General features: G+C 32.3%; 23 protein-coding genes, 1 pseudogene and 1 riboswitch. Of the genes and pseudogenes, 11 read left to right on the top strand and 13 right to left on the bottom strand.

Annotation, left to right across the window (positions count from 1 at the left end; translation table 11 throughout):
• The first annotated feature begins 26 nt into the window (after nt 1-26).
• The 4 genes from A3I1_RS0100730 to A3I1_RS0100715 all read left to right on the top strand — a co-directional run bounded on the left by A3I1_RS0100730 (nt 27) and on the right by A3I1_RS0100715 (nt 3,612).
• Entirely contained in the window at nt 27-872 is an 846-nt protein-coding gene (locus A3I1_RS0100730; RefSeq protein ID WP_018369403.1) for a glycoside hydrolase family 25 protein, read from the top strand.
• 76 nt (nt 873-948) lie between these two features.
• A riboswitch (TPP riboswitch) is annotated at nt 949-1,044 on the top strand.
• A gap of 41 nt (nt 1,045-1,085) precedes the next feature.
• Entirely contained in the window at nt 1,086-1,631 is a 546-nt protein-coding gene (gene thiT, locus A3I1_RS0100725) for an energy-coupled thiamine transporter ThiT (RefSeq protein ID WP_018369402.1), read from the top strand.
• A gap of 77 nt (nt 1,632-1,708) precedes the next feature.
• Nucleotides 1,709-2,551, top strand: a complete 843-nt coding sequence (locus A3I1_RS0100720) for a DUF368 domain-containing protein (RefSeq protein WP_018369401.1) — start codon at nt 1,709-1,711, stop codon at nt 2,549-2,551.
• 413 nt (nt 2,552-2,964) lie between these two features.
• Nucleotides 2,965-3,612 (top strand): histidine phosphatase family protein, encoded by a 648-nt coding sequence (locus A3I1_RS0100715; protein WP_018369400.1) that lies wholly within the window; start codon nt 2,965-2,967, stop codon nt 3,610-3,612.
• 40 nt (nt 3,613-3,652) lie between these two features.
• Here the strand turns inward: A3I1_RS0100715 and A3I1_RS0100710 are convergent, their stop codons facing one another.
• On the bottom strand, nt 3,653-4,555 hold the full coding sequence (locus A3I1_RS0100710) for an HAD family hydrolase (protein ID WP_018369399.1): 903 nt from the start codon (nt 4,553-4,555) through the stop codon (nt 3,653-3,655).
• 136 nt (nt 4,556-4,691) lie between these two features.
• On the opposite strand from A3I1_RS0100710, the gene lysS reads away from it, so the two are divergent.
• Together lysS and A3I1_RS0100700 are read left to right on the top strand one after the other, a co-directional pair.
• The gene (gene lysS / locus A3I1_RS0100705; protein WP_018369398.1) at nt 4,692-6,182 is read left to right on the top strand and encodes a lysine--tRNA ligase; all 1,491 of its coding nucleotides are present in this window, start codon (nt 4,692-4,694) and stop codon (nt 6,180-6,182) included.
• Between the two features lie 120 nt (nt 6,183-6,302).
• Complete coding sequence (locus A3I1_RS0100700) at nt 6,303-6,842, top strand: biotin transporter BioY (protein ID WP_018369397.1); 540 nt, start codon at nt 6,303-6,305, stop codon at nt 6,840-6,842.
• 2 nt (nt 6,843-6,844) lie between these two features.
• On the opposite strand, the gene A3I1_RS0100695 is transcribed toward A3I1_RS0100700, so the two are convergent.
• Nucleotides 6,845-7,057 (bottom strand): YdbC family protein, encoded by a 213-nt coding sequence (locus tag A3I1_RS0100695; protein WP_018369396.1) that lies wholly within the window; start codon nt 7,055-7,057, stop codon nt 6,845-6,847.
• Between the two features lie 153 nt (nt 7,058-7,210).
• Here A3I1_RS0100695 and A3I1_RS0100690 point away from each other — a divergent pair, with 153 nt between their 5' ends.
• Nucleotides 7,211-7,534 carry a hypothetical protein gene (locus A3I1_RS0100690; RefSeq protein WP_018369395.1) on the top strand — a complete coding sequence of 108 codons (324 nt, stop codon included), beginning with the start codon at nt 7,211-7,213 and terminating at the stop codon, nt 7,532-7,534.
• Between the two features lie 24 nt (nt 7,535-7,558).
• On the opposite strand, the gene A3I1_RS0100685 is transcribed toward A3I1_RS0100690, so the two are convergent.
• Both A3I1_RS0100685 and A3I1_RS0100680 read right to left on the bottom strand, forming a co-directional pair.
• Nucleotides 7,559-8,848: a peptidase U32 family protein gene (locus A3I1_RS0100685; protein WP_018369394.1), complete on the bottom strand. Its 1,290-nt coding sequence runs from the start codon at nt 8,846-8,848 to the stop codon at nt 7,559-7,561.
• Nucleotides 8,849-8,871: 23 nt separating this feature from the next.
• Nucleotides 8,872-9,801, bottom strand: coding sequence for a peptidase U32 family protein (locus tag A3I1_RS0100680; RefSeq protein WP_018369393.1), 930 nt, complete (start codon nt 9,799-9,801; stop codon nt 8,872-8,874).
• Between the two features lie 117 nt (nt 9,802-9,918).
• On the opposite strand from A3I1_RS0100680, the gene A3I1_RS07660 reads away from it, so the two are divergent.
• Nucleotides 9,919-10,206 carry a DUF3270 family protein gene (locus A3I1_RS07660; protein ID WP_018369392.1) on the top strand — a complete coding sequence of 96 codons (288 nt, stop codon included), beginning with the start codon at nt 9,919-9,921 and terminating at the stop codon, nt 10,204-10,206.
• A gap of 444 nt (nt 10,207-10,650) precedes the next feature.
• Here the strand turns inward: A3I1_RS07660 and A3I1_RS0100665 are convergent, their stop codons facing one another.
• The 9 genes and pseudogenes from A3I1_RS0100665 to A3I1_RS08295 form a co-directional block, all read right to left on the bottom strand.
• The gene (locus tag A3I1_RS0100665) at nt 10,651-10,887 is read right to left on the bottom strand and encodes a hypothetical protein (RefSeq protein ID WP_018369391.1); all 237 of its coding nucleotides are present in this window, start codon (nt 10,885-10,887) and stop codon (nt 10,651-10,653) included.
• Nucleotides 10,888-11,016: 129 nt separating this feature from the next.
• A complete protein-coding gene (locus A3I1_RS0100660) occupies nt 11,017-11,235 on the bottom strand; it encodes a hypothetical protein (protein ID WP_018369390.1) in 219 nt (72 codons plus the stop codon).
• A 133-nt stretch (nt 11,236-11,368) separates the two neighbouring features.
• The gene (locus A3I1_RS07655; RefSeq protein ID WP_018369389.1) at nt 11,369-11,869 is read right to left on the bottom strand and encodes a YtxH domain-containing protein; all 501 of its coding nucleotides are present in this window, start codon (nt 11,867-11,869) and stop codon (nt 11,369-11,371) included.
• A gap of 11 nt (nt 11,870-11,880) precedes the next feature.
• Complete coding sequence (locus tag A3I1_RS0100650; RefSeq protein ID WP_018369388.1) at nt 11,881-12,270, bottom strand: DUF948 domain-containing protein; 390 nt, start codon at nt 12,268-12,270, stop codon at nt 11,881-11,883.
• A 17-nt stretch (nt 12,271-12,287) separates the two neighbouring features.
• Nucleotides 12,288-13,091 (bottom strand): prolipoprotein diacylglyceryl transferase, encoded by an 804-nt coding sequence (gene lgt / locus A3I1_RS0100645; protein WP_018369387.1) that lies wholly within the window; start codon nt 13,089-13,091, stop codon nt 12,288-12,290.
• The gene (gene hprK / locus A3I1_RS0100640; RefSeq protein ID WP_018369386.1) at nt 13,084-14,019 is read right to left on the bottom strand and encodes an HPr(Ser) kinase/phosphatase; all 936 of its coding nucleotides are present in this window, start codon (nt 14,017-14,019) and stop codon (nt 13,084-13,086) included. Before hprK ends, lgt begins: the two co-directional genes overlap by 8 nt.
• A 166-nt stretch (nt 14,020-14,185) precedes the next feature.
• Complete coding sequence (locus A3I1_RS0100635; protein ID WP_018369385.1) at nt 14,186-14,452, bottom strand: PspC domain-containing protein; 267 nt, start codon at nt 14,450-14,452, stop codon at nt 14,186-14,188.
• 514 nt (nt 14,453-14,966) lie between these two features.
• On the bottom strand, nt 14,967-17,093 hold the full coding sequence (locus A3I1_RS0100630; protein WP_018369384.1) for a Tex family protein: 2,127 nt from the start codon (nt 17,091-17,093) through the stop codon (nt 14,967-14,969).
• Nucleotides 17,094-17,248: 155 nt separating this feature from the next.
• Nucleotides 17,249-17,766, bottom strand: a pseudogene (locus A3I1_RS08295) (hypothetical protein); the annotation flags it as partial.
• A 124-nt stretch (nt 17,767-17,890) separates the two neighbouring features.
• On the opposite strand from A3I1_RS08295, the gene A3I1_RS08425 reads away from it, so the two are divergent.
• From A3I1_RS08425 to A3I1_RS0100610, 3 genes are all read left to right on the top strand, one after another.
• Complete coding sequence (locus A3I1_RS08425; RefSeq protein WP_018369382.1) at nt 17,891-18,025, top strand: SPJ_0845 family protein; 135 nt, start codon at nt 17,891-17,893, stop codon at nt 18,023-18,025.
• A gap of 144 nt (nt 18,026-18,169) precedes the next feature.
• Nucleotides 18,170-19,072, top strand: a complete 903-nt coding sequence (locus tag A3I1_RS0100615) for a permease (RefSeq protein ID WP_018369381.1) — start codon at nt 18,170-18,172, stop codon at nt 19,070-19,072.
• Nucleotides 19,072-19,887: a TIGR03943 family putative permease subunit gene (locus A3I1_RS0100610; RefSeq protein ID WP_026216709.1), complete on the top strand. Its 816-nt coding sequence runs from the start codon at nt 19,072-19,074 to the stop codon at nt 19,885-19,887. The genes A3I1_RS0100615 and A3I1_RS0100610 overlap by 1 nt, the downstream gene beginning before the upstream one ends.
• The last annotated feature ends 21 nt before the right edge of the window (nt 19,888-19,908 follow it).

Here is a 19,908-nt window from a genome sequence, read left to right as displayed (position 1 = left end):
AACAGCTTTAGGATAAAATAGAAGAAATGAGAAAAAGAATAAAACCGGTTATTGTGGTTGTTTTCTTTGGTTTAATAATTTTATTTTTAATCAAATCAAAACTCACCATTGAGGCAGATAATAATGCCATTTTAGAAATTGCTAAAAATAATATTCCCAAAGTAACAGAAACCATAATACCAACAGTCGAAACGACTGAAGAAGAACCTTTTGTACTAAATCCGATTATTGATATTTCTGGTTGGCAGCTTCCTAGTGATATGGATTACGATACCTTATCACTAAATATTTCAGGAGCAATTGTACGTGTATTTGGTGGATCCCAAATCACAAAAGAAAACAATGCTGCTTATACAACTGGGATTGATAAATCATTTAAAACACATATTAAAGAACTTCAAAAAAGAGATGTTCCTGTGGCTGTTTATGCTTATGCTCTTGGTAAAAATGTGGAAGATATGAAAGAAGAAGCACAACTATTCTATGAAAATGCTGCTCCTTACAATCCTACTTTTTACTGGATTGATGTTGAAGAAAAAACAATGCCTGATATGAATAAAGGTGTTGAGGCATTTCGTAAAGAACTCAAAAAACTTGGTGCTAAAAATGTTGGGATTTATATAGGGACTTATTTTTTAGAAGAACATGATATTTCTACTGAAAAATTTGATGCCGTTTGGATCCCAACTTATGGAGCAGATTCTGGCTATTATGATGCTGCTCCTAATACTTCAATTGATTATGATTTACATCAATATACTTCTAAAGGCTATATCAATGGTTTTCCCAATCCTCTTGACCTTAATCAAATAGCTGTCACTAAAGATCGAAAAACAACCTATGAAAAATTATTTGGCAAAATAAAAGAATAAGCCTTTGCCTATACTATTTTAAAAATCAACTTGACAAGTATCTTTAAAATATCTTATAATGAATTATAATTAAATAATAAACACAAAGGAGTGCTTTTGCTGAGATCGTTTTGCGAAATCCTAAGAACCTGATCTAGTTAAAACTAGCGTAGGAATTGTGATACCTAATGACAATGTTTCAAGGCTTCTTTGTGTTTTCAAAGGAGTCTTTTCATGTCAAATTTAAAATTATCTGTTCTTACTGAAGTTGCTATCATGGCAGCTCTCGCTATTATTTTAGACAAAATTATCCTTTTTCAAATGCCACAGGGAGGTAGCGTTTCTTTAACCATGCTTCCAATCTTTATTCTTGCTTTTAGAAGAGGCTTATCTGCTGCTGTAACTGGTGGCCTTTTAGTCGGTTTCATCCAACTATTCTTTGGTGGTTACTACCTAAGTGTGCCTCAAGTTTTACTTGATTATATTCTTTCTTATGGTGGTGTTGGTTTATCTGGTCTATTGTATCACCAATTCAAAACTTCTAAAAATCAACAAATTCTTCTCCTAAGTTTAGGAATTCTTGTTGGAAGTCTTGCAAGATTACTATCAAATGTCTTGGCTGGAATTGTTTTTTGGAGTGATTATGCTCCTGAAGGAACACCTGTTTGGATTTACTCACTAACTTATAATGCTAGCTATCTTGTTCCTTCAGCAATCATTGCCTTGATTTTATTAATCACTCTTTTCAAAGTGAAACCTACTTTTTTTAGTGCTAAGTAAAAAAGAAATATTAATCTCCAATAATTGTTATAAAATGGTATAATATTATATTATACTGTTTTTTTATGGAGGAAATCATGATTTCTTGGTTAACAAGACTACTAAAGGGGATTGTTATTGCTCTTGGTTTTATTTTACCTGGTGTTTCTGGAGGTGTACTTGCTTCCATCTTAGGATTATATGAACGCATCATCTCCTTTTTGGCTCACATTCGCCAAGACTTTATCAAAAACCTCTTATTTTTTGTGCCCGTTGGTATTGGTGGCATTCTTGGTATCGCTATTTTTTCTGCCCCACTTGAATACTTACTAGATAATCATCAGGTTATTGTATTATGGACGTTTTCAGGAGCTATCATTGGAACACTTCCCAGCCTCTTTAAGGAATCCGTTAAGAACAAAAAAAGAGATACGACTGACCTCTTTATACTACTAGGAACATTTATTATTTCTGGTCTCATATTATACTTTTTAAATAATTTAGTCGGTGTTATTCCAGCTAATTTTGCTACATTTATACTAGCAGGAGCCCTGATTGCTTTAGGTGTTTTAGTCCCTGGATTAAGCCCATCTAACCTATTATTGATTATGGGACTTTACACACCCATGTTGACAGGGTTTAAAAATCTGGATTTACTTGGTGTTTTTCTACCAATTGCAATTGGTGGAGCTATCACCATGCTCTTATTTTCAAAACTAATGGATTATGCTTTAAGTCACTATCATTCAAGAGTCTATCATTTTATCATTGGCCTTGTTTCATCCAGTACCCTTTTAATTGTGATTCCTAATGTCAATAATAATGAAAGCATCTCATACAATGGTATTTCTTTTTGGACACTACTTCTTACCATTATCTTTTTCATGGGTGGTATTATACTTGGCTATTGGATGAGTCAACTTGAAGAAAAATATAAATGAGTAAGTAAATTAAACCCATCATCACTTATCAAACAGATGATTAACAAATCAAAAATAAAACGTGAAATGTTACATTGTTATTAGAAAAAGTAAATCAAATTCATTTATCCGCATTACTCTTTAAAGACTAAACCCTTACAAATAATAAAACTAATCAACTGCTTTTAATATTTCTATTTAAAAGTGCTTATTTTCATAAATTTAATAATTATATATAAAATTTAACAAATACATCACTATTTCATTAATATTAAATAGCTAGTTCAATTAAATGGTGAGATGATGCTTGTGTTTGAAATATTAAAAAATTTATCAAAATTGATAGCTAAGAATTAGTTAATCTTGCTAATCCAATGTCTGTTGCTTTGATAAAGTAAATAATCAATAGAGCAAAGTAATAATAAGGAGATACTATGAAATTATATTTTGTTAGGCATGGTAAAACCCTGTCAAATCTTGAAGGTCGTTTTCAAGGTAGTACGATAGATTCTCAACTTTTACCTCAAGCTTATGATGAGCTAAGTCTTTTAGGTCAAGAACTTCGTCATATTAAATTTGATGAAGTCTATTCTAGTGATCTACCAAGAGCTCTCAAAAGTGCTGAAATAATCTTAGATGAAAATAAGCACACTTATACGATACAAGCAACAAAGCAACTTCGTGAATGGTATCTTGGTAGTCTTGAAGGGACAAAAATTAGTATTGCAAAAGCTATCTACCCTAAACAAATTAGAGCTTTCAACCATAACCTAGCACAATTTTCACCTTCCATTTTTGATGCAGAAACACTCTATCAAGTCACTCACCGTATTATTGATGTGATTCAATCACTTAATGAAAAAAATGAAAATATTCTAATTGTTGGACATGGAGCAAGTCTTAGTGCTACTATCCACTGTTTACTTGGCTATGAGCCAAGTGCCTTTAAAAAATTAGGTCACTTAGATAATACGAGTCTTACCATTCTTGAAACCTCTAATTTAAAAGAGTTTCACCTTGTTAAGTGGAATAACACGGAGCATCTCGAAAAAGCACAAGAAACGTTAATTATATCAAATTAAAAAGAAACAGAAAGTATTTTTTTTCTGTTTCTTTTTATGTTTAATGACGATATTTCATGCGAAGAAATTGTTCTTGTTTTTTATCTAATCGAAGTAAGATAACTACCTTATCAATACTCATATTACTTTCTAATAGACGCTCAGCAGCCATGATTAAGCCATTATTAATTCCCATCTGTAAGATAGGGTTGCTTTTTTCATTGGTATCAAAAATAAATTTATTATCAGGTAAATCAAACAAAACCTTAACAGCACCAAATAACTGCTCAAAATTATCAATTTCTAAATCAAAAACAGGCTTTGTTCCGGGCTTTAAGCTTCTCCCTCTGTGATTAAACCACATAGAATGCCAACCACTCTTATGAGCACCAACAATATCATTATCATAAGAATCTCCTACATACAATGTCGTTCTTGGGTTCATGTCAAATTGTTGTGCTGCTAGATTAAAAATCTCCCTCTCTGGTTTTTGAAAACCAGTTGCTTGACTGACAATGACTCTTTTAGGTTCGATATAATCATATAATCCCAATTTTTTAACTTTTTTAAGTTGATGCTCAGTCGGACCATTAGTAATAATACCCATCGGTACATTTTTTGACTTCAAAAAATCTAAGGTCATTCTCATTTCATCAAGCATAGTAATATTAGCTAATTCATGCTCGTAAATTTTTTGAAAACGAATTCCCATTGCTTCATCAATTTCAGGGTGACCAAATTCCATTAATGTCTCTTTACAACGCCAAAAACGGAAATACTCTGTTGTCCACTCTCCAGCTATTACTTTAGGAAAACCCGTATCAGAATAATGACGAAATCGAATATAGGCTTCTTTGATATATTTCATATCAAAATCAGGAAAACATTTTTCAATAGCTAATTGGTAGGGACGTCTTTGATCATATATTGTATCATCAACGTCAAAAACAATTGAAGTTATCATAATTACTCCTAAGAAGTTAGTATGCTATAAATTATAACGTTTTTTGAAATAAATTTCAAACATAGTTTGAAAAATGTAACATTTATTCTAGAGCTTTTGTGTTATAATAGGATGGAATAATTATTGGAGGAAGAAGATGTCTAACCCATACAATGAAGAATTAAACGATCAACAAATTATTAGACGTGAAAAAATGTCTGCTTTAGCTGAACAAGGAATTGATCCTTTTGGAAAACGTTTTGAGCGTACAGCTAATTCTCTTGAATTAAAAGAAAAATATGCTGACATGAGTAAAGAAGAGTTACATGATCTTGAAGAAACAGCCATTGTTGCTGGACGTTTGATGACCAAGCGCGGTAAAGGAAAAGTTGGTTTTGCTCATCTTCAAGATAAAGACGGTCAAATTCAAATTTATGTTCGTAAAGATTCCGTTGGTGATGAGAATTATGAAATTTTCAAAAAAGCGGACTTAGGTGATTTTCTTGGTGTTGAAGGGGAAATTATGCGTACTGATATGGGCGAATTGTCCATTAAAGCAACCAAACTAACTCATCTCTCAAAATCCCTACGTCCACTACCTGAAAAATTCCACGGTTTAACAGATATTGAAACCATCTATCGTAAACGCTATTTAGATTTAATTTCTAATCGTGAGAGTTTTGATCGGTTTGTAACACGTTCAAAAATTATCTCAGAAATCAGACGTTACTTAGACGGACTAAACTTTTTAGAAGTGGAAACACCTGTTCTTCATAACGAAGCTGGTGGGGCAGCAGCAAGACCCTTCATCACTCACCACAATGCTCAAAACATTGATATGGTGCTTCGTATTGCTACTGAGCTTCATTTAAAACGTCTTATCGTTGGTGGTATGGAACGCGTTTATGAGATAGGTCGTATTTTTAGAAATGAAGGCATGGATGCTACTCACAATCCTGAATTCACTTCTATTGAAGTTTATGAAGCCTACGCTGATTATGAGGATATTATGAATCTCACAGAAGGTATTATCCAACATGCCGCTAAAGCCGTTAAAGGTGAGGGACCAATTGATTATCAAGGAATGAAGATCAACATTCATGAACCGTTTAAGCGTATCCATATGGTTGATGCCATTAGAGAAGTTACTGGTATTGATTTTTGGCAGGAAATGACCTTTGAAGATGCTGTCACACTTGCTAAGGAGTATAAAGTAACTCTTGAAAAACACTTTACTAGTGTGGGACAGATTATCAATGCTTTCTTTGAAGCTTTTGTAGAAGAAACTCTAATTCAACCAACCTTTGTTTTTGGACACCCTGTTGAAGTTTCACCTCTTGCTAAAAAGAATCCCGATGATAATCGTTTTACCGATCGTTTCGAACTCTTTATCGTGACTAAAGAATATGCTAATGCTTTTACTGAATTAAATGATCCTATTGACCAATTATCGCGATTTGAAGCACAGGCCAAAGCTAAAGAGCTTGGTGATGATGAAGCAACTGGTATTGATTATGATTTTGTTGAGGCTCTTGAGTATGGAATGCCACCAACAGGTGGGCTTGGTATTGGAATTGATCGTTTGGTGATGTTATTAACAAATACAACCACTATACGTGATGTTCTTCTTTTCCCAACAATGAAATAATAAAAAAGTTTAGAAGATGAATTCATCTTCTAAACTTTTTATTTTTATATTGACTTTTTTTGAAAATTATTATAACATTAGTTAACTGTTTTATAATTTAGGTTAACTAAGGAGGTGTTTATGAGACATTCAAAAACAGTTTCATTAACTTTAACTGCTGTTGCTACTACTTTGATTACTATTTTAGCTCAAATTACCATTCCTTTTGGAAGTGTCCCTTTTAGTCTTCAAACCCTTGCTATTGGTTTAGTGGCAACTCTATTAAAACCTAAGCAAGCTACAACAGCCACATTGTTATATCTTATTTTGGGAGCAATTGGCCTTCCTGTGTTTGCCGGTGGTACAGGTGGTCTTCCAGTATTAGTTGGACCAACTGGTGGTTTTTTGTTAGGAATGGTTGGTTTTTCTCTTATAACCTCACTACTGACGAACACAAAAGCTTCTCTTTCAAAAATATTGTTGGCAAATATTTTAGGTGATGTAATCGTTTTTGCTTTTGGTATACTGGGATTAATGTTGTTTTTAAAAGTCAATCTTACAGATGCATTAAAAGTAGGTCTTTTGCCTTTTATTCTTCCAGAATTCTTTAAATTAGTTCTAGTAACCATTATCTCAAAACCATTATTTAATCTTCTAAAAAGACAAAACTATTATAAATAGGGTTATTTTCTAAAAGCCTGTAAAAGAACATCGAATTCTTCATTAGTCAAGGTAATGCCTTTTCCCATTTTTGTATGATCACTATTCCAAGAACGAATGTCGTATTTTGGCGTTGCACCATTATAGCTGACTCTATTTAATTCTTTTTTCCATCCCTTCTCGTTTTCTGATAAAATAAGTAAATTTTCTACGATTTCAAAGCTAAATTCTGACATTTTAGATCCTCCTATTTTCTATTCGAAAACTAATGTTAAATATAATGATTTATTTTAAAAAATGATTTTGTAACCTATTTTTATTCTAATTGCTATTTTATTTAACATTAAAATATTATATAATTATTTTATCAATTTAAATGAGAAAATACTATGATAAAGATATTTAGGCCAATAATAGAAGCTATTAAAAACTTTATTGACCCAAAAGAAAAACCAAGTTTAGAAGAAATTACAAAAAAGCAACTTCTTAATATTATTAAGCAGGCTATTGAGAATGAGTCTTCGGTACATGTGATATATCAAGATAAGAGTTTTACAGGTGATATCCTTCGTTATGAAGAGACTAGTGAAAAACTAATTTTAAAGAATTTTCAACGTAATATATCAGTAATTATTGCTATTGCTGATATCCATAAAATCTCTATTGTCCCTCATGCTATTAAAGTTTCCCAAAATCAATCAAAAAGTTATTAAAAAACTCACAAATTTGTGAGTTTTTTATATTCTAACGGTTTTACTACTACCATCTTCTTTATAAAGATTAATCAAACCTTCTTTACAACTTCTAATCATATCTCCTGGTTTAACCATCTCAGGTACCTTTATGCTTAATAATTCCATTGGGTTTGGAGCTCGATTAATTTTGTTTCCTTCTTCATCTCGTAAATCAGTGATGGATGTTTCAAAATGTCGAAAACCTGGACCATAAAACTCAACAATATCACCTTCATTGATAACATTTCTTTGACGAATCGTAGCTCTCATCATTTTTTTATCAAAATCCATCACTTCTCCTACAAATTTGTATTGGGGAATTTTACGACGAGCACCAAAAAGTTGTTCGTTTTCTGTTGGGATTCCGTAATAAAATCCTGTTGAGAGCTCTCTTTGGGCTACTTTCCATAATTCATCTATTAAATCTTGTTTAATAGCTTCAAACTTAGCTGGACTCTTCATATAAGCATCTACAGCTGTTTTGTAACAATTAGCAACAGTAGAAACATAGTGAATGGATTTCATTCGTCCTTCTATTTTTAAACTATCCACACCATTTTCAATAAATTCTGGAATATGCTCAATCATTGACATATCAACAGCACTCATTGAAAATGGTTCAATAATTTCACCTGTTAAACTTTGGCGTTCTTGGCCAAATGGCATATCATAGAGGTCATATTTCCAGCGACAAGACTGCGAACAACCTCCTCGATTAGCGTCACGATGACTCATATGATTGGATAAGGTACAACGACCAGAATAAGAAACACACATTGCTCCATGAACAAAAGCTTCAATTTCAACATCCGTTCGCTGTCTAATCACTGCCAATTCTGACATTGATACTTCACGCGCTAAAACGACACGTGTCAGCCCATAATCTTTCCAAAACTTGAAAGTTTCAACATTGGTTGCCGATGCTTGAGTTGATAAGTGAATTTCTAAACCTGGAGCTTTTGTTGCACATATCTCAATTAAAGCAGGATCAGAAACGATAACCGCAGCGATGCCAATATCTCTCAATTGACAAAACCACTCCCCTGCACCTTCTTCATTACCTTCATGGGTAACCATGTTAGCTGCAACATAGACCTTCGCACCGTATTTTTTAGCAAAAGCAACACCTTCTACCATTTCCTCAATGGTAAAGTTACCAGCTCTACTTCTTAAGCCATAAGCTTGCCCACCTATAAAAACAGCATCAGCACCATAGTGGATAGCTACTTTTAATTTTTCAAGAGTGCCAGCAGGGGCTAAAACTTCAGGACGTTTTTTTTCTACTTTTATCATTTTATTTCCTCATTCAAAACAAATTATTTTACAAGATCAGAATCAAAATCATAAAATCCTGTGTCCAAGTGACGATTAATTGGATGTTTTTCTTTTATTTTTTTATCAAATAAGAAAGCTTTTTCTTTTTGAAATTGATTTGATACTATTAAATCCCTTGCCTTTATAAAGTAGCCAACAATCTCTACAAATGCTGTTTCTGGTGTGTATATACCATCTAATTTCCAGTGTGTTAAGCCGTTTGCAACCAATTCAGTTAACTTGGTCATGAGATTAATATCATTATTAGCAAAAACATGTGTCCCATGATTATCCTCGTAAATAGAATAATGAGAATTCGGATCGCTTGGTTCAGCTAAAAATAAATCTCTTTCTTTTGTTTTTTCATCATTAATCTTAGTAAAATTATAATAATTTTGGAGTAATGGTCGTTTAGAATGATGAATAACACTAGCACCATAAACTAATATTTCTGCTGGAATATCCAAATTTTGAGAGATTTTAAAGAGTTCCTCAGACGGGATTTCTCTGGCTAAGACAGCCTCAGTTACCTTACCTACTTTTCCCCAAAAATTTATTTGACGACTAGAAGTTACCATTGTTGAGGCATCATAAATCATTTTTAAAGATCTTTTTTCTTGATTAACTAGATAAATAACACCAGTGTCTCCAACTGTAATGAAGTCTGTTTTAATCGCTTCTAAAAAATCAAGATAATTTGGTAGACGATCAATCATGCCTTGATGCATTAAAGCATTTACTGCTACAGTTAATTTTTTTCCTTTTTGGTGAACTAGAGTTGCTATTTCCCTCATCTCGTCACATTCAAAAGTATTTGGTAGACGAAGACCAAAGTTCTTTTCACCGATATAGATACGATCAACACCTAACTCTAATAAGTGTTTTGTTTGTTCAATACTTTCAGCAGTTGCTGTTATAATAATTTCATTCATACCTAATATTTTATCAAAAATCGCTAAAAATGGGCTTTTTTTATAGAATGTAACAAAATTGTAACAAATATTTTACTTTTTTATGATACTATAATAAGGTACTTAAAGGAGATGCCTATGCCAGTGCCATTAAATAGGCAGAATGCCAATGAAGAAAATAAAAATTATTATTCTGATTCTGCCCCTAGATATAGTGAATATAAAATTTCAAATACTCAAAAAAGAAAATTAAGAGAGCTTGTTTTTTTCTTAAAAGTAGCTTTTTTTTGCCTTACAACTGTTGCTTTAACATTTGTATTACTTTCAGTTAACTTTCAACCGTTAATTGCTTTTCCAATTGCTTTTTCTTGTGGTCTAGCGCTTATTCATCTCATCCCTTATTTAATTAAACTATTTAATACCTAACTTTCTTTTACTATTGATAGAGGAAGTTTTTTTATTTTTACAACAAAATAGTTCCAGAAAATATTTTTCTGGAACTTTTTTCTATTTTTCAAGGAATACATATACTCCAAGAGTGAAAGAATATTATTAACAATTTTAATATAGGTTGTTATATTACATTTGTACAATTAGAAGATAAATTATTTTATATTATCAACTCATTGATTCGCACTTCTAATCTACAAAATATTTTTTATATAATGGAATTAGTTTTTGTATTTATTTATATGATAAATGTAAGTACCCTTAGCATAATAAAAAGCACCTTTTTAAGAGAGGTGCTTTTTATTTTTTACACTCATTCAAAATTAAAAAATGATACTCTTTAACGTTTCAAATTCTTCATCTGTTAAACTTTCTTTTAAATAGAAAACTAGCTTATTTTGTTCATACTATCGCCAATTGTCAATTAGTTTTTTTTTCTAATAGATTTTCAGCGATATCTGCATTCATTATTTGTTGATAGTTGCCAAAACTATTATTTTCTTTTTTAAATAGATTTGGAAAAAATTCTTGTACTAAGTCAATTGATATATCTTTAATAACGCTTAATACTTTTTTAAAGAATTTTTTATCTGTCATAATTTTTGCGAAAAATAGTGATAATAGTACTAAAATAATAATATTTGCTAGCAAATTCATATTACAACACCTCACAAACATCAATAACTAATGGTCAAGTAGTTTATAAAAGAAATTATACTGTAAAAGTACCTCAATACGGTGAGTATAAACTTATATATCAATAAAAAAATAGAGCAATATATTGCTCTATTTTTTTATTAATTTCAAACCAAGTAAAAAAGTCCAATTTAAAATAAATATGATAAGTAAGTTTCTAGATAATAAATAATATTCTATTATCGGTCCATCAGGTGAAAAAATAGATCTATCATTTAAAATAGAATAACCACTAATAAAAGCTGAAGCAATTAATAACACACCAATAATTTTCATTATATAATCCTTATAATCCTTATAATACTTCATAACAATACTCCTTATGTTTTTGAAAATATTATACACTAAAAAACACTTAAAAAATATAATTTTTTATAATTTTTTTCTTATAAGTAGTTACCATTAATAACTTCCTCTTTGAAACGATTTTTTCTATTATCGACTATTCTTTGGTAATATCATCAATTTTTTCTTCTACAGACTCTTTGACGTCACTTGTTGTTTCTTCAACATTTTCTTTAACATCAGACACTTTTTCTTTGATATCATTAGCAACATCTTCATAATCAATAATGATGTCATCTTCTTCTAACTCGTCTCCAACAGTTTTATCATCTGTCAAATGAATATCTTTGATAGTTTCTTTGATTGAAGTAAAACCTTCTTTTGCTGTTTCTTTAAGATTTTTTGCTATTTCCTCAGGAGTAATCTCACCTTTTTCTAATTTTTCTTTGTATTCCTTAAAGGTATCAACAGCAAGATCTTTATATTCTTTTGTTTTTTCTTTAGCTAATTCTTGATAAGTTTCAGGATTTTCCTTAAATTTTTCAACAGCGTCTGTTACTTTATCTTTAACTTTTTTTCCTTCTTTAGTTGTTAAAAAGTAAGCTGCAGCAGCTCCTGAAATAGCACCAATAATTGCTGTCTTCATAAATTTACCCATAATTATTCTCCTTATTTTTTAAATATTTTTTTTGCAATTTTTGCAACAGTGTAAGCTTTACTTACGTTACTAACATTTGATGAGGCATCTGTTGCTTTTTGCCCCAAGGTTCTTGCTTGAGTATTTAAATCGGAAACACTCTCTGATAATTCTGCCACGGCACTAAACAAGGGATCAATGGTGGCTACTTTCCCATTGACATCTTCAACTAAAATATTTGCTTTTGCTAGTAAATCATTGGTTTGTTTCAAAGTAACATTAACATCACCAGTTAATAGTGTGATTGTTTTTTTGCTTTCTTTAACAGTTTCTGAAACATTTTTTATCAACTTAACAGCAAAGAAAACTAAAACAACAAAAGCAATCGCGATGATTAACAAAGATAGTCCAACTAAATCCATATATTTCTCCTATATCTCTATTTTGATAATTGATTATTCACTTGTTCACGATAAAATGGTAATTCTTTTTTTGAACGTCGCAAAACAATCATGAAAGCACCCACCAGTACCAAAATGGCGGATAACCATTGTGAAACTCTTAAACCACCAAGCATTAAGCTATCTGTTCGCATACCTTCTATCACGAAGCGACCGATACCATACCAAATTAGATAAAAGAATGTTGCTTCACCTTCTTTTAAAAATTTTGGAATTCTTCTTAAAGTCATGATAATAGCAAATCCAACTAAATTCCAAATTGATTCATATAAAAAAGTTGGGACACGATAACTACCATCAATAAACATTTGATTTTTAATAAAAGTTGGAAGATAATTCAAATTGGAAACTACTTTTCCATAGGCTTCTTGATTAACAAAATTACCCCAACGACCAATACTTTGAGCAATCATAACACCAGGTACAGTAATATCTAAGAAATTTAAAGCATTAATCATACGATAATAAGAAAAGATTACTAATACCAAGGCACCCGTGATTAATCCACCATATATGGCAATGCCACCATTCCATATGGCAAAGATTTCTAAGGGGTGTTTGGCATAATAGGCCCATTCAAAAATGACATAATATAATCTCGCACCAACAATGGCTAAAGGAAAAGCTATTAAGATAAAATCTAAAACGTCATCAGGTTTAATCCTTTTTTTAGGGGCTTCTTTCATCGCTAAGTAGACTGCTAAAATCAAACCTGAGACTATAAAAATAGCATACCAGCGTAGGCTAATTGGACCTAACTCAATAGCTACTGGATTAATCATGTGGTACTCCATTCTTCTTAATTAATGCTGATAGTCGTCTTTCAAAACTTTTTGTAGCATCAAATCCCATTTGTCTTGCCCTGTAATTCATGGCTGCTGCTTCTATAACAACTGAAACGTTACGACCAGTCTTAACAGGAATTCGTATTCTAGGAATCTTAACGCCTGACAATTCAATTTCCTCTTGACCATTTCCTAAACGATCAAAATCCTTATTGGCCTCATAATTTTCCAAGTAAATAGCAAGTTGAACTTGTGAAGATGATTTGACGGCACTGGCACCATAAAGACTCATAACATCAATTATCCCTACGCCACGAATTTCAAGTAGATGACGCAAGATTTCCGCAGGTTCCCCCCATAAAGATTCCTCATCTTTGGCAAACACATCAACACGGTCATCGGCGACTAAGCGATGGCCTCTTTTAACTAACTCTAAACCTGTCTCACTTTTACCGATACCACTATCACCTTGAATGAGAACTCCCATTCCATAAATATCCATTAAAACACCATGAATGCTAGTTCTTTCAGCAAGACAAGAGTCTAGGTACCAAGAAATTTCTCCTGATAAACGACTCGTCGGTACACGACTTTGTAAAAGTGCAACACCGTTTTCTTTCGCAGTTTGATGAAGTTCCTCAGGAATCTCTAGTCCTCGTGAAACAATAATAGCTGGTGTTTCAGGTTTTAGCATCATTTTTAAAACAGAATAGCGATTATGAGACGTCATCGCCTTTAGATATGACCATTCTTTCATCCCCAACAGCTGAATACGTTCTGAGGTATAATAATCAAAATACCCAGTCATCTCTAAGCCCGGTCGGGAAATATCTGATGTGCTGATTTCTTTATTTAAAAGCATGTCATTGCCATATATAACATTAAGCTTTATCTTTTCTGCTAACATCTTTACTGTAACTTTCATTTTTTCTCCTTTTATTCATTTTATCACATTTTAGAGAAAATGATAAGTTTGTATCTTATTAAGAAAAGAGATGCTCTAAGACCACCAGTCATTTTTTATTTAAAATAAATAAGTTTGAAAACTATTTGAATAAACTTATATTTAATCTGACTAATGCCTAGCTGGTTTACCAAAACCATTCTTCTTTCTCATCAAGGGGTTCAGCTTCTTTTCGTTTACGTGGTCCTTGATGAAAAGTTTTATCAGTGCCATTCTCTTTATAAGGTAAAACAAGAGCCAAAATGAAATAGATTAATAAAATACTCCTAGTATATAAAAAAATTAACAAAAAGAGGAAACGTAGAAAACTCAAGTCCCACGAAAATTTATCTGAAATCCCAGAGAGAACACCTGCAAGCCAGCTATTTTCTCTTTTTTTATACCATTTAGTCATTATAATCTCTCCCCTGTTGTTATACTTTTCTATGTCAAAGGCCAGGTATTATTATCATTTGAACACAATTTTATTATAAGCATTAATAGTAATCTAAACATCGGTCTTACGAATGATTTTTAGATAAGATGCATTGATTCCTACCACAACAATATTGTGTGTGTGATAGCAACAATTTCTTGGATAGATAAAACCACAATTTTGACAAATATAATAGTATTTGACAGACTTGATTTTTTAGAACATGTCTAATACCATCAACTTTTCTTAGTAAAGTTTTAAAATCCTTGCCTCTGTGGAAATAACCTTTTTCAAAAAAGAAACGAAGGAGCCACAATTCATGATGAACAATTTTTCGAAATAAAGCTAGCCAGTTCTTGATAGATTTTTGAGCTAAAATCCAAATAACAGTCTTTGGGGCAAATTTTCCCACTCATTGTCGTTAGGCAACTACTCCAGACAATTTGGTGGTTAATTGTTTGCTAAAATCATCTCAGAAACTCTTTTAATGTATTTAGTGAAATTCATCCAATTTTACCAAGGAAAGATTAACTTTTCCTCGTTCCTCATCAATTTTAGAGACCCAAACAGTAACGATATCTCCAACTGAAACCACCTGACTAGGGTGCTTAATAAAGTGATGACTCATCTGAGAAATGTGGATTAAACCATCTTCATGGATACCAATATCAACAAAAGCACCAAAATCAACAACATTTCTAATGGTTCCTTCAAGTTTTTGACCAATTTTAAGGTCTTTTAAATCTAAAATATCTTGTCGAAGGGCTGGTGCTTCAAAATCATCACGTAAATCTCGACCAGGTTTTAAAAGATCTTGAATAATATCTTTTAGAGTTGCTTCACCAATAGCAATCGTTTTAGCGACTTCTTTATAATCAAGTGCCTTTAATTTCTTTTGGGCTTCTTGGTTTAATTCTTCAATAGCTAATAAGGCAAATAAACGCTCAACAGCCGGATAGCTTTCAGGATGAACACCAGTATTATCTAAAATGTTTGAACTATTTGGAATACGTAAAAAGCCTGCTGCTTGTTCAAATGCTTTATCTCCCAAACGTGGTACCTTTTTAATGTCAAAACGAGACATTATTGCACCATTTTCTTCACGGTATTTGACAAGATTTTCTGAAATGGTTTTGTTGAATCCTGAGACATATGATAAAAGGGCAGGGCTAGCTGTATTAACATTAACACCGACTTGGTTTACTACTGTTTCAACTGTAAAATCAAGGTTTTCTGATAATTTCTTTTGACTCACATCATGTTGGTATTGACCTACACCAATGGATTTAGGATCAATTTTAACTAATTCTGCTAGAGGGTCTTGGAGACGTCTAGCAATAGATATGGCTGAGCGTTTTTCAACCGGTAAATCAGGAAATTCATGCCTTGCCAACTCACTTGCTGAATAAACAGACGCTCCACTTTCATTAACAATCACGTAAGAAACTTGAGGATAGTCTTTTAAAACTTCTGCAACAAAACTCTCACTTTCTCGACTAGCTGTTCCATTTCCAATAGCAATCAGCTCAATACCATAGTTTTTGATTAATTGATTCAGAACATCTTTGGCTTCTTCAATTTGTTTTTGACTGGCAGGTTTTACTGGGTAAATGACCTGAGTCAAAATTAGTTTCCCAGTTTGATCAACTATGGCTAATTTAGCACCAGTTCGAAAAGCTGGGTCAAATCCTAGAACCATTTTCCCCTTCAAAGGCGCAATTAAAAGGAGATTACGCAAGTTTTCTGAAAAGAGCGAGATTGCGCCATCTTCTGCTTTTTCAGTCAATTCAGAACGAACTCGACGCTCCATAGCAGGAATAATTTTCTTTTTAAGGGCCTGTTGAATACTATTTTTAATATAGCTATTTTGTTCTTTAAAACGATACTCAAAAAAACGTGTCATCTTGTCCAAGTTGTGTTCAAAGGAGACTTTTAAAACACCTAACTTCTCACCACGATTCAATGCTAGAACACGATAGCCTTGTAAATCTTTCACTTTTTCTGAAAAATCATAGTAGATTTGAAAGACTTTCTTTTCGTCTGCTGTCTCATCTTTTAAACTTGACCTTAGCGTACTGTATTGCCAGATTTCGTTATAGGTCCATGAGCGCAATTTAAGATCTTCTGATATAAATTCGATTAAAATATCAACGGCGCCAGCTAAAGCTTTATCAACTGTATCAAAGGTGTCATTGAGAAAATTCTTGGCCTTCTCTTCAAGGTTCGCATCATTTTGCAAGATAAGACGTGTTAAATCAGATAGACCATTTTCACGCGCAATCGTTGCTTTGGTGCGACGTTTTTCCTTGTAGGGTAGATAAAGTTCCTCAACATCTGCTAATTTTTCAGCATCTGTGATTGCTTTTTCAAGCTCAGAAGTCAGTTTTCCTTGTTCAGCAATTTTAGCAAGAACGGTTTCTTTTCTCTCTGAAAGAGCCGTCAATTGCTTGTCTCGATCGATAATCGCTTTGATGTCAACTTCATCAAGGTTACCAGTCATCTCCTTACGATAACGCGCAATAAAAGGAATGGTATTTCCTTCTGTCGTTAACTGTAAAACTGTTGCGATTTGTGCTTGTTTAATGCCCAATTCTTGAGCGATAATTTGACTATTTTCCATACCCTATATTATATCATCTTTACCAATGAATGGATATTATTTACTATTTTTCTGACGTTTTAAAAGAAATGGTATTTCCCTCAGGAAGCATTTTGTCAAGTACCTTTTTAGATTTATGAACGCTTTCTTCTTTTTAGTTTTGAGCAAAAAAAGACGATGCTTGCTTTGTTCCAGTTATATCTGTTTTCTTCCTTGAGGGAGTTGTTTTTCGCTGTTCCTCTGTCTTGCTGTTTCATATAAAATGTTGGATGAGTATCTCATTTGTTTTAAGATGAATTGCTATCTGATTTCTGTTTTTCCTCTCCATAGATAGCCTAAAAATGAGTTTTACAACTTCGACAGCTTCTTTATCGACTATCCAATAATCTTTGTTTTCAGGATTTTTTATATAGACGTAGGGTCTTTTGTTGCGACAGGCTTTCCATTTGCTCCTTTGGCCTTAATTCCTGTTTTTACTTTCTTACTGATAGCTCTTGCATCCTATTCTGACATGATGTTAATAAGGAGCAAATTCCAATGTATTTTGGGCTTTACTGTCTATACCCTTGTTGATGACGATAAAGCGTATATTATTTCTATTGACAATACTATTACTCTCACCATCGTCCCTATCTTCATCACCAACTGAAAGTTGGGAATATAGTGCTTTGATTTTACCTATATTCTCTATCATGGCGTTGTCCTCTTTAAAGTCTATATATCATTCCTTTACAGTTAATAGTATGAGAAAGCATTTATGTCTTCTTATAGATTTTGTAGTATAATAGAAATATCTTAAACTAGAAAGTTGGGTTCCTATGGCAATTACTCATAAAAAGCAAGATGATTTAGAAAAAATGTTGAAAAATTTTGCAACCTTACCAACTGCAACAAAACCTTCTCCTCCTGATGAAACAAAGGAAAAGGCAACTCATACTCCGAATAAAAAATAATGATCATCTTTTAGGGTGATCTTTTTTGAAAAAGAGTGTTATTTTTAAAAACTGTCGAAAAAAGAAATAAATGTTATAATGAATACTACTTATCTCAGGATAACTTGTTTTGTTATCTCAAACAATAAGGAGATGATTTAATTCATGTCTATTTTTAATCAATTACCAAGCAGTGTCTTACAATGGTTTGCTATTTTTTTATCAATTATCATCGAAGCCCTCCCTTTTGTATTTTTAGGGAGTATTTTAGCTGGGGCTATTGAAGTTTATCTAACACCTGATATGGTAACGAGATACCTTCCAAAAAATAAGTGGCTCCGTATTTTATTTGGTACAATGATTGGCTTTGTTTTCCCATCATGTGAATGTGGGATAGTCCCAATCGTCAATCGCTTTATCGAAAAAAAAGTACCTAGCTACACTGCTATTCCTTTTTTAGCAACTGCTCCAATCATTAATCCAATTGTTTTATTTGCAACTTATTCAGCATTTGGTAATTCTTTTCGTTTTTTATTTTTAAGACTTGTCGGTGCTATGCTAGTAGCAATTAGTTTAGGGATTATGCTTGGATTTGTGGTTGATAGCAATATTCAAAAACCTAATCGTCAAAGTACACATTTTCATGACTATTCTGATAAAAATTGGTCCCAAAAACTCTTTTATGCCCTTGCACATGCTATAGATGAATTTTTCGATGTGGGACGGTATTTGGTCTTTGGTAGTCTCGTTGCTTCAGGTATGCAAATTTATGTTCCCTCTCGTATTCTAACAACTATTGGTCACAATCCATTAACAGCTATCTTAATCATGATGGTGCTTGCTTTTATCTTGTCACTTTGTAGTGAAGCAGATGCTTTTATTGGTGCTTCTTTATTATCAACTTTTGGAATGGCACCCGTCATGGCTTTTCTTCTTTTTGGTCCAATGATTGACATTAAAAATCTTCTCATGATGATCAATTCTTTTAAGAAGCGTTTTATCCTGCAATTCATTGCAACATCTAGTGTTGTTGTTATTCTCTACTGTTTATTCTTGGGGGTGATATGATGCTTAGATTCTTAATATTAGTCGGTTATTTTGAATTAGGGATGTACTTGCAATTATCTGGAAAATTGGATCAATACATCAACATTCACTATTCTTATCTCGCTTATATTTCAATGATTTTATCATTCATACTAGCTATTGTCCAGTTAATAATTTGGGTGAAAAAATTAGAAATATCTAGTCATTTGGTGACAAAATCATCTAAATCGGCTAGCATCATTCTTTTGCTCTTTCCAATTTTTGTTGGCCTTTTAGTTCCTACAGTAACTCTTGACTCTACAACCGTTTCTGCAAAAGGCTATCACTTCCCTCTTGCTAGTGGCTCTTCACCAACAGGTATAAGTAGTGATGGCACGCGTGTACAATATTTAAAACCAGATACTAGTCTTTATTTCACTAAAACTTCTTATAATAATGAAATGAAAAAAGCTCTAGACAAATACAAAAATTCTAATCCTTTAAAGATTACAAGTAGTAATTATATGGAAGTGATGGAACTTATCTATCTCTTCCCGGATGAGTTCATCGGCAGAGAGATTAATTTTTTGGGCTTTGTTTATAATGATCCTAAAACTGAAAATTATCAATTTCTTTTTCGGTTTGGAATTATTCACTGCATCGCAGACTCAGGCGTTTATGGACTTTTAACCAAAGGGGAAAATATTAGTCTAGAAAATAATAACTGGGTTAAGGTCAAAGGAACACTAAATCTTGAATATAATCAAAATCTTAATCAAACCTTACCAGTTCTGGAGATAGAAACGATTCAAAAAGTACAAGAACCTAATAATCCTTATGTCTATCGTGTATTTTAAAAAATAAAAAATCTCAGAGAT

This window comes from Streptococcus marimammalium DSM 18627 (genome assembly GCF_000380045.1).
In the GTDB taxonomy this organism is placed as follows: domain Bacteria; phylum Bacillota; class Bacilli; order Lactobacillales; family Streptococcaceae; genus Streptococcus; species Streptococcus marimammalium.
The sequence above is the reverse complement of the archived record's forward strand: the minus strand, read 5'-3'. Positions and strand labels throughout refer to the sequence as shown.